Origin of the sequence: Pantoea sp. B270 (assembly GCF_018726825.1) — a bacterium.
Lineage (GTDB): Bacteria > Pseudomonadota > Gammaproteobacteria > Enterobacterales > Enterobacteriaceae > Pantoea > Pantoea dispersa.
In genome coordinates this window covers 2,355,197-2,371,328 of record NZ_JAHCSX010000001.1, presented here as the reverse complement: position 1 = coordinate 2,371,328, position 16,132 = coordinate 2,355,197, and the positions used below count along the sequence as shown (strand labels likewise).

The 16,132-nt window shown below is 59.3% G+C and carries 13 protein-coding genes; 7 read left to right on the top strand and 6 right to left on the bottom strand.

All coding sequences use genetic code 11. The features are described from left to right. Nucleotides 1–54: 54 nt before the first annotated feature. Both KOL70_RS11405 and gorA read right to left on the bottom strand, forming a co-directional pair. Nucleotides 55–987: a nucleoside recognition family protein gene (locus tag KOL70_RS11405; protein WP_215480675.1), complete on the bottom strand. Its 933-nt coding sequence runs from the start codon at nucleotides 985–987 to the stop codon at nucleotides 55–57. Between the two features lie 141 nt (nucleotides 988–1,128). Continuing rightward, the gene (gene gorA, locus KOL70_RS11400; protein WP_058770933.1) at nucleotides 1,129–2,481 is read right to left on the bottom strand and encodes a glutathione-disulfide reductase; all 1,353 of its coding nucleotides are present in this window, start codon (nucleotides 2,479–2,481) and stop codon (nucleotides 1,129–1,131) included. A 130-nt stretch (nucleotides 2,482–2,611) separates the two neighbouring features. Between gorA and rnz the strand changes: the two genes are divergently transcribed. Continuing rightward, nucleotides 2,612–3,523: a ribonuclease Z gene (gene rnz / locus KOL70_RS11395; RefSeq protein ID WP_059012345.1), complete on the top strand. Its 912-nt coding sequence runs from the start codon at nucleotides 2,612–2,614 to the stop codon at nucleotides 3,521–3,523. A gap of 3 nt (nucleotides 3,524–3,526) precedes the next feature. Here the strand turns inward: rnz and KOL70_RS11390 are convergent, their stop codons facing one another. Further along, nucleotides 3,527–4,369 (bottom strand): 23S rRNA (adenine(2030)-N(6))-methyltransferase RlmJ, encoded by an 843-nt coding sequence (locus KOL70_RS11390; protein ID WP_021508100.1) that lies wholly within the window; start codon nucleotides 4,367–4,369, stop codon nucleotides 3,527–3,529. Nucleotides 4,370–4,705: 336 nt separating this feature from the next. Between KOL70_RS11390 and KOL70_RS11385 the strand changes: the two genes are divergently transcribed. The 4 genes from KOL70_RS11385 to rsmJ all read left to right on the top strand — a co-directional run bounded on the left by KOL70_RS11385 (nucleotide 4,706) and on the right by rsmJ (nucleotide 10,423). Continuing rightward, a complete protein-coding gene (locus KOL70_RS11385) occupies nucleotides 4,706–5,155 on the top strand; it encodes a hypothetical protein (protein ID WP_021508101.1) in 450 nt (149 codons plus the stop codon). A 133-nt stretch (nucleotides 5,156–5,288) separates the two neighbouring features. Beyond that, nucleotides 5,289–7,391, top strand: a complete 2,103-nt coding sequence (locus KOL70_RS11380; RefSeq protein WP_215480674.1) for a hypothetical protein — start codon at nucleotides 5,289–5,291, stop codon at nucleotides 7,389–7,391. 216 nt (nucleotides 7,392–7,607) lie between these two features. Next, the gene (gene prlC / locus KOL70_RS11375; RefSeq protein ID WP_215480673.1) at nucleotides 7,608–9,650 is read left to right on the top strand and encodes an oligopeptidase A; all 2,043 of its coding nucleotides are present in this window, start codon (nucleotides 7,608–7,610) and stop codon (nucleotides 9,648–9,650) included. Between the two features lie 8 nt (nucleotides 9,651–9,658). Beyond that, nucleotides 9,659–10,423, top strand: coding sequence for a 16S rRNA (guanine(1516)-N(2))-methyltransferase RsmJ (gene rsmJ / locus KOL70_RS11370; RefSeq protein ID WP_058770936.1), 765 nt, complete (start codon nucleotides 9,659–9,661; stop codon nucleotides 10,421–10,423). Nucleotides 10,424–10,523: 100 nt separating this feature from the next. On the opposite strand, the gene uspA is transcribed toward rsmJ, so the two are convergent. After that, nucleotides 10,524–10,961 (bottom strand): universal stress protein UspA, encoded by a 438-nt coding sequence (gene uspA, locus KOL70_RS11365; protein WP_021508107.1) that lies wholly within the window; start codon nucleotides 10,959–10,961, stop codon nucleotides 10,524–10,526. Between the two features lie 422 nt (nucleotides 10,962–11,383). Here uspA and uspB point away from each other — a divergent pair, with 422 nt between their 5' ends. Then, nucleotides 11,384–11,719: a universal stress protein UspB gene (uspB, locus tag KOL70_RS11360; protein WP_010618665.1), complete on the top strand. Its 336-nt coding sequence runs from the start codon at nucleotides 11,384–11,386 to the stop codon at nucleotides 11,717–11,719. A 78-nt stretch (nucleotides 11,720–11,797) separates the two neighbouring features. Here the strand turns inward: uspB and pitA are convergent, their stop codons facing one another. Next, nucleotides 11,798–13,297: an inorganic phosphate transporter PitA gene (gene pitA, locus KOL70_RS11355; protein ID WP_021508108.1), complete on the bottom strand. Its 1,500-nt coding sequence runs from the start codon at nucleotides 13,295–13,297 to the stop codon at nucleotides 11,798–11,800. Nucleotides 13,298–13,537: 240 nt separating this feature from the next. Between pitA and KOL70_RS11350 the strand changes: the two genes are divergently transcribed. Further along, nucleotides 13,538–14,722 (top strand): NAD(P)/FAD-dependent oxidoreductase, encoded by a 1,185-nt coding sequence (locus tag KOL70_RS11350; RefSeq protein ID WP_072209711.1) that lies wholly within the window; start codon nucleotides 13,538–13,540, stop codon nucleotides 14,720–14,722. 99 nt (nucleotides 14,723–14,821) lie between these two features. Here the strand turns inward: KOL70_RS11350 and KOL70_RS11345 are convergent, their stop codons facing one another. Beyond that, complete coding sequence (locus KOL70_RS11345) at nucleotides 14,822–15,976, bottom strand: IS481 family transposase (RefSeq protein WP_215480672.1); 1,155 nt, start codon at nucleotides 15,974–15,976, stop codon at nucleotides 14,822–14,824. Between the last annotated feature and the right edge of the window lie 156 nt (nucleotides 15,977–16,132).

Genomic DNA, 16,132 nt, shown 5'->3' with positions numbered 1-16,132 from the left:
CGGGATGGCCGCTTTCAAAGCGGCCTGAATCACGTCAATATTAAGCGTTGGGCATCAGAACAGCAGGCTGTGCGCCGTGGCGCGCAGCGCAATGCCGAGCAAAATGCCGGGCACGGCGAAGCGGAACAGGCGCGGAAAACGGCTGGAGAGACCGAGGAAAATGCCGATGCCAGGCAGATCGAAGGTCTGAATCAGCAGGCCTGCCGAGGCGTTGATGTTGTGCGCACTGTACTGCCCCTGTTCGACCAGACCGGCAACCACGCCGTAATAGGCGGTGCCGCCGGCCAGGCATTTGGTCAGCGCGGGCAGCACATACACCTCGGCGATATGCAGTTTGTGTAACAGCGGTGCCAGCAGCTGCGTCAGCAGCTCAATGGCGCCGGCACTCTTCAGGATGCCCACCACCGACAAGGAAAGGATCAGCATCGGCAGCGAACCGAGCGCAAGGCGAATGGCGTCGGCACCCGAGGTGTTGATGATGGCGATTAGCCCCGGCTTCGCGTCGCTGTTCTCCACGCCCTGATCTTCATCGCGCAGCGCGATGTCGGAAAGTTTACGGGCAAAAAAGTGATAGGTTGAGGCGGCCGCCAGCACGCCGCCGCTGATGGAGAACAGCAGCGCGGCGCTCCAGTTGAGCCCGTCAGGAATCAGCGGATAAAAGGCGTTGGCCTGGCCCATCGCAAACAGCATCGCCAGCGTGGCTGCCATGTGGCGGTCTGACGTGCCGCGCTTCTCCATGATCGCCAGCGCGGCGAGCGGTGCGGCAAAGCTGACAAAATTTAACTGGATAAGTGCGAACAGCGCCAGGCCGGTAATCCCCAGCGGCTTCAGTAACGGCGTGGCGTGGCGCACGACAAAATCCAGCACGCCTTTCACTTCGAGGTATTTCATGATGAATAGCATCACCACCATGATGGGAATCAGGGTGTAAAGCGCGACGTCGACCGCGGCTTTGCCCGATTCCATAATTATGCTGATGATATTCACGCGCTGACGTCATCCCGTTACCGCAAAACGCTGGCCGCCGGGCCAGCAAAGCAAAAATCATAGCGGGTATGCGCGCTGTTGAGTAGTCAGCAAACAAAAAAGCCCCCATGCGGGGGCTGTGGTGATGGCGCTGAGGCGGTGTTAGCGCATGGTGACGAACTCTTCCGCCGCCGTCGGGTGAATCGCCACGGTGTTGTCGAAGTCTTTTTTGGTGGCACCCATTTTCAGCGCCACCGCAAAGCCCTGCAGCATCTCATCCATGCCGTTGCCGATACCATGAATACCCACAATCTTCTCTTCCGGCCCCACGCATACCAGCTTCATGCGGCACGGCTGACGGTGCTGGGTTACCGCGGTATACATGGCGGTGAACGACGATTTGTACACTTTCACCTGATCGTCGCCATACTGCTCACGCGCCTGCGGCTCGGTCAGACCGACGGTGCCAATCGGCGGATGGCTGAACACCACGGTGGGAACGTTGCTGTAGTCGAGATGCTCGTCCGGCTTGTTGTTGAACAGGCGCTCAGACAGGCGACGGCCTGCCGCCACGGCCACCGGCGTCAGCTCGACCGCACCGGTGTTATCACCTACCGCATAGATGCCTTTGACGTTAGTGTTCTGGAACTTGTCGACCTGAATGTAGCCTTTGTCATTCAGCGCCACACCGGTCACCGCCAGGTTGAGGTTATCGGTGGCGGGCTCGCGGCCAATCGCCCATACCAGGCAATCCACCGTCTGCTGCTGGCCGTTTTCCAGCTGCAGCGTCAGGCTGCCGTCAGCGTTCCTGATCACCGCTTTCGGGATCGATTCGGTGTGCAGCGTTGGGCCTTCCGCCTGCATCACTTCCACCAGCGTTTCTACAATCAGCGGATCGAAGCTGCGCAGCGGCGCATGCTGACGCACAAACAGGTGAGTTTCTGCGCCCAGCGCATTCACCACGCCGGCCAGCTCTACCGCAATGTAGCCTGCGCCTACCACCGCAACGCGTTTTGGCAGCGCCTCCAGCTCAAAGAAGCCGTCGGAATCGATGCCATACTCTGCGCCCGGCACCTGCGGATGGCTGGGACGACCGCCGGTGGCGATCAGGATATGGTCGGCGGTAATGGTCTCGCCGTTCACTTCCACCGTGTGGGCATCGACAAAGCGCGCGAACCCTTTGATCACTTCCACCTGGTTTTTACCCAGCACGTTGTCGTAGGAGGTGTGGATACGGTCGATGTAGGCGCTGCGATTTTTCACCAGCGTTGACCAGTCAAAGCGATTAACGGTGGTATCAAAGCCGTAATCCGGACCGTACAGGTGAATTGCTTCGGCGATTTGCGCCGCATGCCACATCACTTTCTTCGGTACACAGCCGACGTTGACGCAGGTGCCGCCCAGCTCTTTCGCTTCGATCAGCGCGCACTTCTGGCCATACATCGCCGCACGGTTAATGGAGGCGATACCGCCGCTGCCGCCGCCAATGGCGAGGTAATCAAAATGTCTGGTCATCCGTTGTGTCCATCTGTTGGAGGAAAACTGGCATAGAGTGTAACGCCGCTTCAGTTACCGGCGCAAAGTTTGCACCTATGTATGTAATAGGGTTGAATGCCGGCAAGGGGTTGGCTCAAAGGAACTTATCATGCACCTGACATTTCTTGGTACCGGCGCGGGCGCGCCCAGCCTGCAGCGCAACGTTACGGCCATTGCGCTGACGCTATCGAAACGCGGCGAGACCTGGCTGTTCGACTGTGGTGAAGCGACGCAGCATCAGTTTATGCGATCGGCGCTTAAGCCCGGCAAGCTGGAAAAAATCTTTATTACCCATTTGCATGGCGATCACATCTTTGGCCTGCCGGGTCTGCTGACCAGCCGTTCGATGGCGGGCCTGACCGAGCCGATGACGCTGTACGGTCCGAAAGGATTGCGCCAGTTTGTCGACACTGCGCTCAGCCTGAGCGGCTCTTATACCGGCTATCCGCTGGAGATTGTCGAGATCGAGGCCGGTCCGGTGCTGGATAACGGTGAGTTTCGCGTCACTGCTTATGCGCTGAACCACGTGGTCGAGTGCTATGGCTACCGCATCGAACAGCATGATAAGCCGGGCTTCCTTGACGCACCGCGCCTAAAGGCGGAAGGTGTGCCGCGCGGCCCGTGGTATCAGGATCTGAAACAGGGCAAACGCATCACGCTGGAAGATGGCCGCGAGATCAACGGCGCCGACTATCTTGGCCCGGCCACCAAAGGCAAAGTGCTGGCGATCTTCGGCGATACCGGCCCCACCGAGGTGGCGTTGCAGCTGGCGGCGAACGCCGATGTGATGGTGCATGAAACCACGCTGGAAGCGGCGATGGCGGAAAAAGCCAACGGGCGCGGCCACTCCACTACGGTGCAGGCGGCCAGCGTGGCACAGCGCGCTGGCGCAAAACGCATGATCGCTACGCACTTTAGCTCGCGCTATTTATCGCAGGATCGTGAAAGGCTGCTGGCAGAGTGCCAGTCGGTGTTTCCGGCCACCGAACTGGCGCATGATTTTGCGATATTTGAGGTGTAGCGCTTATTCCGGCACGATTTGCGTCACGCTGTAGTGACCGGTGCCGGCGGGCACCAGTTTCTGGTGCAGCCACGGCAGCAGCTCTTCCATCTGTGCTTTCAGCTTCCACGGCGGGTTGATGACAATCATCCCGGACGCAGTCATGCCGCGCTGATCGCTGTCCGGACGCACTGCCAGCTCGATCTGCAGAATATTGCGGATGCCGGTGGCTTCCAGATCCTTCAGCATGTGCTTGATCTGCTGGCGCAACACCACCGGATACCACAGTGCATAGACGCCGGTGGCGAAACGTTTGTGACCTTCCTGAATGCCTTTCACCACATCCTGATAATCGCTTTTCATTTCGTACGGCGGGTCGATAAGGATCAGGCCGCGACGGGTCGGTGGCGGCAGTTTGGCCTTCAGCTGCTGATAGCCATCCGCGCGTTCAACGCGGGCGCGCGCATCTTTACTGAACTCACTGCGCAGCAGCGGGTAATCGGTCGGATGCAGTTCGGTGAGCTGCAGCTTATCCTCGTCGCGCAGCAGATGGCGGGCGATCAGCGGCGAGCCAGGGTAATAGCGCAGCGTGCCGGTTGGGTTGAGGTTGCGAATCGCCGCCAGATAGGGCTTCAGCAGCGCCGGTGCGTCCGGCTGTTGCCAGATACGCGCAATGCCTTCCAGATATTCGCCGGTACGTTCGGCGTGCTCACCGCTCAGCTGGTAACGTCCGGCACCGGCGTGGGTGTCCAGATAGAGGAAAGGTTTCTCCTTCTCCATCAGGGCGGTGAGGATCAGGCTTTCAACGGTGTGTTTCAGCACGTCGGCGTGGTTGCCGGCATGAAAACTGTGGCGATAACTCAGCATAAAAAAGAGGGGTCCGCGGTTGGATCAATGAAGTCGAATAGATCGTGTGTGGCGCGATTATAGCCGCGCCGCATAAAAATTGCTGACGTTTTACCATCCGCTTAAGTTTTCAGCGCCCGGGTCGCTTTAGCGGAATGCGACCGGTCTGGTAGAGAACTAATTTCACTTAGGGATAATTCGACTCTCGAAATTTTACCGCAGATTAAGTAAGTTAGTAGCCGAAAACGAAGCGGTCGCGAGCGAAATGCCAGGAATGCGTCTCTGGCAAGGAAACTTTTCGGCCATGGCCGTATAATTTTTTGCTTCAAGCATCCTTAATAACTCCTGGTGACAATAATGAAAAAAATGACTGGTATCGCGGTGGCAAGCCTGCTGGCACTGGCCGGCTGCGCGAAACAACAGCCTGTTCATAGCCTGGTAACGCCGCCCGCCGCCGACGCTCAGCCGATGGCTGAATCCGCTGCACGGCCTGACGGCCAGCCGTTTGTAACCGAAGCGCCAGCCCAGCCGGCCGCTGCCTCGTTCGCTGACGATCGCGCCAGCAACATTCAGCAGTGCCGTAAAGAGCTGGATGCGATGCGCCTCTACAGCCAGGCGTCTTATGACAGCTACCAGGCGGAATTCCAGAAAATTGGTGCGCAGACCAACAAATATCTGCAGATTAAAGATTCGATCGGCGCGGATATTAACGATTTAGTCATGCCGCGCTATCAGTTCCAGATCCGTGAACTGTGCTTCCGCATTAAAACCCGTCTGTCACAGCTGATTATTCGCCAGGCCGGTTAACAATAACGGCGTAAGCCGACCCCTTTTTTAACAGCGCGACAACCTCGCGCGGTGGATGGCTTCATCTCAATTAACATATTGAGATGAGGCCTTTTGTTTTCTTAGCGGCAAGGAGCCGCGACTGGAGGTTTTGATGACACAGCGTCATCTGCTGGCGGTGCTGATTAGCGCGGCCTTACTGCTACCCGGACAGGCCGCGTCAGCGGCTGATGATGACATGCTGCGCGCGTTCAGCGAAGCAGCGCGCACCCTGCCGCCGGCACCGGCAGCAAAACCACAGCCACCTGCAAAACCGGCCGCAAAACCGGCGGCGAAAACCGTCAGCAAGGCAGAGAAAAAAGCAGCCACAGCGCCCGATCACAGTGCGGAACTGACGCGTCTGCGCCTCCGCGTGGCGGAACTCGAAAAGCTTTCTGCGGCACCTGCGGTGAAAGCGGATGATGCGTTAAAGGCGCAGCTGGCTGCCAGCGACAAAAAGCTGGCAGCGCTCAGCGCGGAGAAGCAGCAGCAGGAGAAAAACATCGCCACGCTGCAGCTGGCGCTGAAAGAGGCTCAGCAGCAGCAAAGCGCCGGCAGCGCCCAGCTGACGAAACAGCTCAGCGACGCGCGCGCGGCGGCCACCCAGAGCGCTGACGCGCTCAAAGCGCTGAAAGCGGAAAACGACAAGGCGCTAGCGGCGCTGCAGGCTGAAAGCAAACAGCAGCTCAGCGCCCAGCAGGCCGGGAACGACAAAAAACTGGCAGCGCTCAGCGCGGAGAAGCAGCAGCAGGAGAAAAACATCGCCACGCTGCAGCAGGCGCTGAAAGCGGCACAGCAGCAGCAAAGCGCCGGCAGCGCCCAGCTGACGAAACGGCTCAGTGACGAGCGCGCGGCGGCCACCCAGAGCGCCGACGCGCTGAAGGCGCTGAAAGCAGAAAACGACAAGGCGCTGGTGGCGCTGCAGGCAGAGAGCAAAAAGCAGCTCAGCGCCCAGCAGGCGGCAAGCGACAAAAAGCTGGCGGCTCTTAGCACGGAGAAGCAGCAGCAGGAGAAAAACATCGCCACGCTGCAGCAGGCGCTGAAAGAGGCTCAGCAGCAGCAAAGTGCCGGCAGCGCCCAGCTGACGAAACAGCTCAGCGACGCGCGTGCAGCGGCCACCCAGAGCGCCGACGCGCTGAAAGCGCTGAAAGCCGAAAACGAGAAAGCGCTGGCGGCGCTGCATGCAGAGAGCAAAAAGCAGCTCAGCGCCCAGCAGGCGGCAAGCGACAAAAAGCTGGCGGCGCTACAGGCAGAAAACGACAAGGCGCTGGCGGCGCTGCAGGCTGAGAGCAAAAAGCAGCTCAGCGCCCAGCAGGCGGAAAGCGATAAAAAGCTGGCGGCATTACAGGCTGAAAGCAAACAGCAGCTCAGCGCACAACAGGCTGAGAGCGCCCAACAACTGGCCGCGCAGCAGACTGCAAGCGACAAACAGCTGAAAGCGTTACAGTCTCAGCAGACGGAAAGCGAGAAGAAGCTCACCGCCCTGCAGACGCAGCAGGCCGAGCGTGAAAAACAACTCGCTGCGCTGGATAGCGAAAAACAGCAGCAGGCGCACAACCTGGCGCAGCTGACGCGGGAACTGGAGGCGGCGAAGCAGCAACCGGCCGCCGCGCCAAAACTTTCTGCCCCGAAAAGCGATGCTGAACGCGATGGTTACACGCTGGGTCAGTTCATCGCCAGCAATGCGGTGGTGCAGCTGCAGATGGTCAAAGACATCGGCCTCAGCATCAGTATGGATCAGCTGATTGCCGGCTTAACCACCCAGCTGCAAAGCGGTGATTCGCTGCTTGATGGCGAAGAGATGGCGCGCCGTTACGCCACCATGCAGGCTTCCATTGGCAAAGGACTGAACGCACTGATTGAAAAAGGTTACGCGCAGCTGGACAAGAAAGTGGCGAAGCGTAAAGCGCTGAAGAAAGATCTCGGCATGCAGTGGTTTGCGGTGAAAAGCGTGAAAGGCAAACTGCTGCCGGACCAGCAGGCGGCGGTCAGCGTCCGCGTTACCACCCTGAGCGGCAAGGTAATCAATGATTTTTCGCACGATCAGGTGCCGTTCAACGACAGCCTGCCGCCACTGTTGCAGGAGGGCATGTCACTGACCGGTAAAGGCGGCGCAGTGGAAGGCTGGGCGCTGGCGAAAGATATTTACGAGCGCGAGCCGCTGCCACCGTGGGTCGCGCCGTATGATGTGATCCATTATCAGCTGACCATCAAATAACCTCTGGCCCGCCGTCTGGCGGGCTTTTTTTTCAACAATGCGCGATAAATCGCGTCGCTACTGATACGTGCACTTATTGTAGCGGCGCGATTCATCGCGCGTTTTTCTCTCTGCCCTTGCGGGTGGCATTGATTTTCCCCTCGTCTGGCCGCATGTTAGTAAAATTGCGCCGCGCCCCTGCGCGCGGCCCCACTCCATGATGAAAGGACTGCGCTTATGACCAATCCGTTACTCACGCCTTTTACGCTACCGCCTTTTTCCGCCATCAAACCTGAGCACGTGGTTCCCGCTGTAACTGAAGCGCTGAACGACTGTCGCGCAGCGGTGGAGCGCGTAGTGGCGCAGGGCGCGCCTTACACCTGGGAAAATTTAGTCCAGCCGCTGGCAGAAGTGGACGATCGCCTGGGCCGCATCTTCTCGCCGGTCAGCCATCTCAACTCGGTAAAAAACAGCCCGGAACTGCGCGAAGCCTACGAGCAGACGCTGCCGCTGCTGTCCGAATACAGCACCTGGGTGGGCCAGCACGAAGGCCTGTATCAGGCGTATCGCAACCTGCGTGAGGGCGAGAGCTACGCGCAGCTGGATACCGCGCAGAAGAAAGCGGTGGATAACAGCCTGCGCGACTTTGAGCTGTCCGGTATCGGCCTCGATAAACAGAAACAGAAACGCTATGGCGAGATCGCCGCGCGCCTCTCCGAACTGGGATCGGCTTACAGCAACAACGTGCTGGACGCCACCATGGGCTGGAGCAAACTGATCACCGACGAAGCCGAGCTGGCGGGCATGCCGGAGAGCGCACTGGCTGCGGCCAAAGCGCAGGCGGAAGCCAAACAGCAGGAAGGCTGGCTGCTGACGCTGGATATCCCGAGCTATCTGCCGGTGATGACCTACTGCGACAACGCCGCGCTGCGTGAAGAGATGTATCGCGCCTATTCCACCCGTGCCTCCGATCAGGGCCCGAACGCCGGTAAATGGGACAACGGCCCAATCATGGCGGAAGAGCTGGCGCTGCGCCACGAGCTGGCCGAGCTGCTGGGCTTTGACTCGTTCGCCGACAAATCGCTGGCGACCAAAATGGCGGAAAGCCCGTCTCAGGTGATCGACTTCCTGAACGACCTCGCCAAACGCGCGCGCCCGCAGGGTGAAAAAGAGCTGGCGCAGCTGCGTGCCTTCGCCAAAAAAGAGTTTGGCGTGGATGACATGAATCCGTGGGATCTCACCTATTACGGCGAGAAGCAGAAACAGCATCTGTACACCATCAGCGACGAACAGCTGCGTCCGTACTTCCCGGAATCACGCGCGGTGAACGGCCTGTTTGAAGTGGTGAAGCGTATTTATGGCATCACTGCCAAAGAGCGTACCGACGTGGATGTTTACCATCCGGACGTGCGTTTCTGCGACCTGTTCGACGAGAGCGGCGAGCTGCGTGGTAGCTTCTACCTCGACCTTTACGCGCGCGAGCACAAGCGCGGCGGCGCGTGGATGGATGACTGCGTCGGGCAGATGCGTAAAGCCGATGGCAGCCTGCAGAAGCCGGTGGCGTACCTGACCTGTAACTTCAACCGTCCGGTCCAGGGCAAACCGGCGTTGTTCACTCACGATGAAGTGACCACGCTGTTCCATGAGTTCGGCCACGGCCTGCACCACATGCTGACGCGCATCGAAGCGCCGGGCGTGTCCGGCATCAACGGCGTGCCGTGGGATGCAGTCGAGCTGCCGAGCCAGTTTATGGAAAACTGGTGCTGGGAGCCGGAAGCGCTGGCGTTCATCTCCGGCCATTACGAAACCGGTGAGCCGCTGCCGAAAGCGCTGCTGGATAAAATGCTGGCGGCGAAGAACTATCAGGCGGCGCTGTTCATTCTGCGTCAGCTGGAATTCGGCCTGTTCGATTTCCGTCTGCATACCGAGTTTGATCCGGCGCAGGGCGCGCAAATCCTCGAAACCCTGCGTGAAGTGAAAAAACAGGTTGCCGTGGTGCCGAGTCCGGAGTGGGGCCGCTTCCCGCACGCCTTCAGCCACGTGTTTGCCGGTGGCTACGCGGCGGGTTACTACAGCTATCTGTGGGCCGACGTGCTGGCTGCCGATGCGTATTCGCGCTTCGAAGAAGAGGGCATCTTCAACCGTCAGACCGGTCAGTCGTTCCTCGACAACATCCTGACGCGCGGCGGTTCCGAAGAGCCGATGGAACTGTTCAAACGCTTCCGCGGCCGTGAACCGCAGCTGGATGCGATGCTGGAACACTACGGAATTCAGGGATAAGCCTGCTTGTGAAGATCGGTTTAGTGGATGAAACAGGCGCCGGAGACGGCGCCTTATTACATTTGGCGCAGCGCTGGGGGCTGGAGCAGGACGACAGCGCCACGCTGGCGCTGGTGCTGACAGCGCAGCATCTGGAGCTGCGGAAAGTGGATGAGCCGAAGCTCGGCGGCATCTTTGTCGATTTCGTTTCCGGCGCGATGGCGCACCGGCGCAAATTTGGCGGCGGACGCGGCGAAGCGGTGGCGAAAGCGGTGGGCATCAAAGGGGATTACCTGCCCGACGTGGTGGATGCGACGGCAGGACTGGGGCGCGATGCCTTTGTGCTGGCCGCGCTGGGCTGTCGCGTGCGTATGCTGGAGCGTCATCCGGTGGTCGCGGCGCTGCTGGAAGATGGTTTGCGGCGTGGCTATGAAGATGCGGAGATCGGCGGCTGGCTGCGCGAGCGCCTGACGCTGCTGCATGTGGTCAGCCAGCAGGCACTGAGTGATATCACGCCGGCACCGGACGTGGTGTATCTCGATCCGATGTATCCGCACCGGCAGAAAAGCGCGCTGGTGAAGAAGGAGATGCGGGTGTTTCAGTCGCTGGTGGGGCCGGACGAGGATGCCGATGCGCTGCTCGAACCGGCGCGCCGTCTGGCGAAGAAGCGCATCGTGGTGAAGCGCCCGGATTACGCACCGCCGCTGGCCGGCGTCGCCACTCAATCGGCGGTGGTGACCAAAAGCCACCGTTTTGATATTTATCCGCCGTTGGTTCAGGCGGTGCGGCAATAAAACAGGTCGGCATCAATGCCGACCCTACAGCGTTAATGTTCATTGCAGGGTCGCCATTGATGGCGACCGAACCCGGTCCCGGCGACCCCACGCCTCGCGGTTATTCCTCTTCCTCGTCGCGCAGCGGCACAATCAGCATATCGATATGCACGGTATTGATCAGCTGGCGCGCCGACGACATCAGCTTGCTCCAGAAATCCTGATGATGGCCGCACACCACCAAATCGACATCGTATTTTTTAATCGCGTCCACCAGCACCTGGCCGAGATCGCCACTGCCGCTCAGGGTTTCGCTAATCGGATAACCGGCGTTGGTGGAGAGCTCTCGCAGCGCGGTGTGTGTCTCTTCCGAAATACGCTTCTGCATGTCGCCGAGGTTGACGTCAATCAGCCCGGTGTAGAGATCTGAATAGTTCACATCAACGTGAATCAGCGAGATTTTTGCATCATAAGGACGGGCCAGTGATACCGCTTTATCAACCAGTAACTGGCTTTCCGGGGAAAGGTCTACTGCAATCAGGATGTGTTTATAAGCCATGATAAAACTCCTTTCTCAAGATTCTGGGGCAACCCGAATTTGTGCCGTTCGGCTGGCGTAATCCTTTGCGCGTAACGGCGATGAAGCGCCACCAACCACAATGTCAGCCACGCAGGCGAATAATTGTTATATCCCGAGTATAGCCAGAGTAGGTAGCAAATGCTGCAAACCGAAGCCCGGCTGTGAGTCAGATCATGGCTTATCGCTTTTTTCGCTCGCGCTGAACGAAAATCATCGCTGGAAAAAATTTAAACAGATCTCCTACACTGAAAATGAGGGCCACTCCCGTCCGGGTAGCGCGCTCAGGTCCGCATAACAACAATGCAATTCGATTCATCTGTGGCTGGCTTATTTCCCGTGGGGCGTCTGCAGCTTTTCCCCGCTGCACGTAACGTCATTGCGGCTCCAGCCGGGAGGGGAACATGATCAGCACTATCGCGCTTTTTTGGGCTCTGTGTGTGGTTTGTCTGGTGAATATGGCGCGTTACTTCTCATCGTTGCGCTCACTGCTGGCGGTGCTGCGCGGGTGCGATCCGTTGCTGTATCAGTATGTTGATGGTGCCGGTTTCTTTACGTCCCACGGTCAGCCGAGCAAGCAGGTGCGGCTGGTACGCTATATCTGGGAGAAACGCTATCGCGATCATCACGACGATGAATTTATTCGTCGCTGCGAGCGGGTGCGCGGTCAGTTTGTTCTGACCAGCGGGCTGTGTTTTCTGGTGGTGGTGAGCCTGATCGCCTTAGCGATTTGGCACTGAGAAGGGGAGCGGGTTCTGTCGCGGCGCGCTGTGTTGTATTCGCAACGCACCAAGACAGAACCCTGCAACTCTGAAGCGTTAAATCAGCTTCAGCGCAATCCAGTACAGCGAGCCAGACAGCAAAATACACACCGGCAGGGTGAATACCCAGGCCATCGCGATATTTTTGATGGTGCGGCTTTGCAGACCGCCGCCATCTACCAGCATGGTACCGGCAACCGACGATGACAGAATGTGCGTGGTCGAAACCGGCATCCCGGTGTAGCTGGCGATACCAATCGACACCGCCGCCGTTACCTGGGCCGACATGCCCTGCGCATACGTCATGCCTTTTTTACCAATCTTCTCGCCGATGGTGGTCGCCACGCGGCGCCAGCCAATCATGGTACCGATGCCGAGCGCCAGCGCGACCGCCACGATAATCCATACCGGCGCATACTCGATGGTGCCGAGCAGATCGCCTTTCAACTTATTGAGGAAGCGCTTATCGTCGGCGCTGGTCTCCGGCAGCTTAGCGGCTTTGTCCGCGGTGTCGGAGATGCACAGCAGCAGACGGCGCATCTGACCGCGCTGGTCAGGCGTGAGATCGCTGTAGCTCTGCAGATTACCCAGCAGACCCTGCGCACGGTTAATCGCATCAAGCGCACGGGAGCTATCACAATGGAACTCCTGCGGGCCGCCGAGCGACTCTTCCGGCGTCGGCACCGCCGGTGGCGCCATCTGCACGATGTGCGTCAGCGACTGGCCGTGCTGCTGGTAATACTGCTCCAGATGGTTCACCGCGTCGCGCGTACGGGTGATGTCATAACCGGAGGCATTCATATTCACCACAAAGCCCGCCGGCGCGACGCCAATCAGAACCAGCATGATCAGGCCGATGCCTTTCTGACCGTCGTTGGCACCGTGCGAGTAGCTCACGCCAATGGCGGAGACAATCAGCGCGATACGCGTCCAGAACGGCGGCTTTTTCTTGCCGTCGATCTTCTCGCGGTCAGCAGGCGTCATGTGGATGCGAGCCCGTTTCTTGGTGCTGCTCCAGTAGCGACGCAGCAGGAAAATCAGGCCACCCGCAATGATCAGACCAACAATCGGCGACAGAATCAGGGAGAGGAAAATATTGATGACTTTCGGCAGGTTCAGCGCATCCACTACCGACGTGCCGGTCATCAGCGCATTGGTGAGACCAATACCGATGATGGCGCCGATCAGCGTGTGCGAACTGGACGCCGGTAAGCCGAGATACCAGGTACCGAGGTTCCAGATAATCGCCGCCAGCAGCATGGAGAACACCATGGCGAGCCCATGCGCCGAACCGACATTCAACAGCAAATCGGTTGGCAGCATATGCACGATGGCATAAGCCACGCTCAAACCGCCGAGCAGCACACCTAAGAAGTTGAACACACCGGCCATCACAACCGCCAGTTGCGCCCGCATCGCACGGGTGTAAATGACTGTAGCGACCGCGTTGGCAGTGTCGTGAAAGCCGTTGATTGCTTCGTAAAACAACACAAACAGCAGAGCAAGAACCAATAACAGGCCGGTGCTTAGGTCAAGACCAGCAAACAGATGTAGCATAAACGTTACGCCATTTTGGAGGACATGAACGCGGCGCATTATCTGCGACAACGTGCGCTATGGGAAAGAAAAATATAGCTCTTTTTTGTCTTAAATTTGTCATCCGGCAGGTAATTAATGGCAAAAAGACCGCAAAATGAGCAAGTTACAATATGACACATTTACGGCAATTTTTTGTCGCTGGCGCGAAAAGCCGCAGATCTCTACAATCAGCGCCTTTAAATCAGGTGGGTTAAGGCAGTGGAAAAGTTTGACGTTATCATCATTGGTGCAGGCGCGGCCGGCATGTTCTGCGCGGCGCAGGCCGGGCAATTGGGCCGTCGCGTGCTGCTGCTGGATAACGGCAAGAAGGCAGGGCGTAAAATCCTGATGTCCGGCGGCGGCCGCTGCAACTTCACTAATCTGTACACCGAACCGGCGGCGTATCTGTCGCATAATCCGCACTTTTGCAAATCGGCGCTGGCGCGCTACACCCAGTGGGATTTCATCGATCTGGTTAATCGTCACGGCATCGCCTGGCACGAGAAAACTCTCGGCCAGCTGTTCTGCGATGATTCGGCGCAGCAGATTGTTGATCTGCTGCTGAAAGAGTGTGAAGCCGGCCAGGTGACGCTGCGGCTGCGCAGCGAAGTGCTGAGCGTGGCGCGCGACGACGACGGTTACACGCTGCAGCTGAATGGCTCGGCGGTTCGCGCGGACAAGCTGGTGATCGCCAGCGGTGGTCTGTCGATGCCGGGACTGGGGGCAACACCGTTCGGTTATAAGGTGGCGGAACAGTTTGGCCTGCGCGTCCATCCGACGCGCGCCGCGCTGGTGCCATTTACGCTGCATAAGCCGCTGCTGGAGCAGCTGAACACGCTTTCCGGCGTGGCGCTGCCGACCACCATCACCGCTCAGGACGGCACGCTGTTTAAAGAGGCGATGCTGTTTACCCACCGCGGCCTGTCCGGCCCGGCGGTGCTGCAGATCTCCAGCTACTGGCAGCCGGGCGAGTTTGTCACCGTCAACCTGTCGCCGGAGACCGCGCTGGACGATTTTATTGACGTGCAGCGCGCGGCGCATCCCAACCTCAGCCTGAAAAACAGCCTGGCGAAGATCCTGCCGAAGCGGCTGGTGGAAGTATTGCAGGAGCTGCAGCAGATTCCGGACGTGACGCTGAAGCAGCTTAACAGCAAGCAGCAGAGCGAGCTGGTGACCACGCTGCACCAGTGGCGCGTGCAGCCAAACGGCACCGAAGGCTATCGCACCGCCGAAGTGACGCTGGGCGGCGTGGATACCACGCAGCTGTCGTCAAAGACCATGGAAGCGCGCGACGTGCCAGGGCTCTATTTCATCGGCGAAGTGGTGGACGTGACGGGCTGGCTCGGCGGCTACAATTTCCAGTGGGCGTGGAGCTCAGCGTGGGCGTGCGCGCAGGCGGTTTAATGGTTTGAATTCATAGTGGTTTTTCCCTCACCCTAACCCTCTCCCGCTGTACAGTCCGGGGACATGGCAGACAGGTGTTCGGGGACATAGTGAACACTTTTAACATCCTTTACCCATGGTGATCGACTTTTTCTTCAGGTCGATCACCCCCACTTTTGTGCTGTACCACCACACCTCGTAATAACCGTCTTCCCCCGTCTCCTTCAGCCCCACACGCTCTCCCCTGAACGCCTTGCCCGCCTTCAGGCTGAGTCCTTTTACGCTCAGCTTCCCGCTGATATCCACCTTCCTGACCATCACGCCCTCGTCGTATTCCGGTGGCGCTACGCGCCCGCTGTACTGCCGCGATGAGGGCTGATAGCGCGACGCCGGCACCGCCATCTCCAGCGCCTCATGCGGGCGCTCGAGATTGTAGACCGTCCGCCAGTGGTCGAAGGCGCGCTGCAGCTCACCGCTGTCCGCGAACCACTTCCCCTGCAGCACTTCCGCCTTCAGGCTGCGGTGAAAGCGCTCCAGCTTGCCCTGCGTCTGCGGATGATACGGCCGCGAGTGCCCCACCCGGATGCCGTGGCGCATCAGCCACAGCTCCACTGCCGTCCAGGTGCCGGTGGTGTCGCCCCACGGCGAGCCGTTATCCATCGTCATCCGGTCCGGCAGGCCGTTGCGCTCAAAGACGCTGACCAGCTGCTCCTGTACCGTCTCACGCCGTTCGTCAGCGCAGTGCACCAGGCACAGCGAGAACCGGGAGTGGTCGTCCAGCAGGGTAAGCGGGTGGCAGCGGCCTCCGCCAAAGGGAAAGTGGCCCTTAAAATCCATCTGCCAGAGCCGGTTCGGGGCCGCATGCTCAAACCGGCCGGTGGCCGGGACGCCCGGCGCTGCGCCCGGCAGCAGGCCGTGGCGGGCCATCAGGTTGTGGACGGTGCTGAAGGCCGGCATGCCGTGCCCGCGGTCTTCGAGCCAGCGCTTAATCTTGCGGGCCCCCCAGTGCTGATGAAGCTCATGCGCCATACGCAGCAGCTCAGTGATGTCGTCAGATGAGCGGTTGGGTGAGTGACGGGGCGCGCGGGAGCGGTCCTGAAGGCCGGACGATCCTTCCTCATCCCAGCGGCGAAGCCACTTGTAGCCGGTGGCGGGAGATATGCCGTAGCGGCGGCACAGCTCGCGGATGTTCGCCCCGTCTTGCGAGGCGAACAGAACAAACTCAGTACGTAATGACATGGTATCTCTCGCATCCCAGGGCATAAGCGACTCCATAAACGGGTTCTTATGCCTTAGTTGTAAGTGTCTACCATGTCCCCGAACAAGTGTTCACGATGTCCCCGGACTGTACACCCGCAAGCGGGAGAGGGAACTGACCAGTGCCGGTTGGGAAGAGGGAACTGGGCGGTGCATACTTTTCACCCGCTGCGC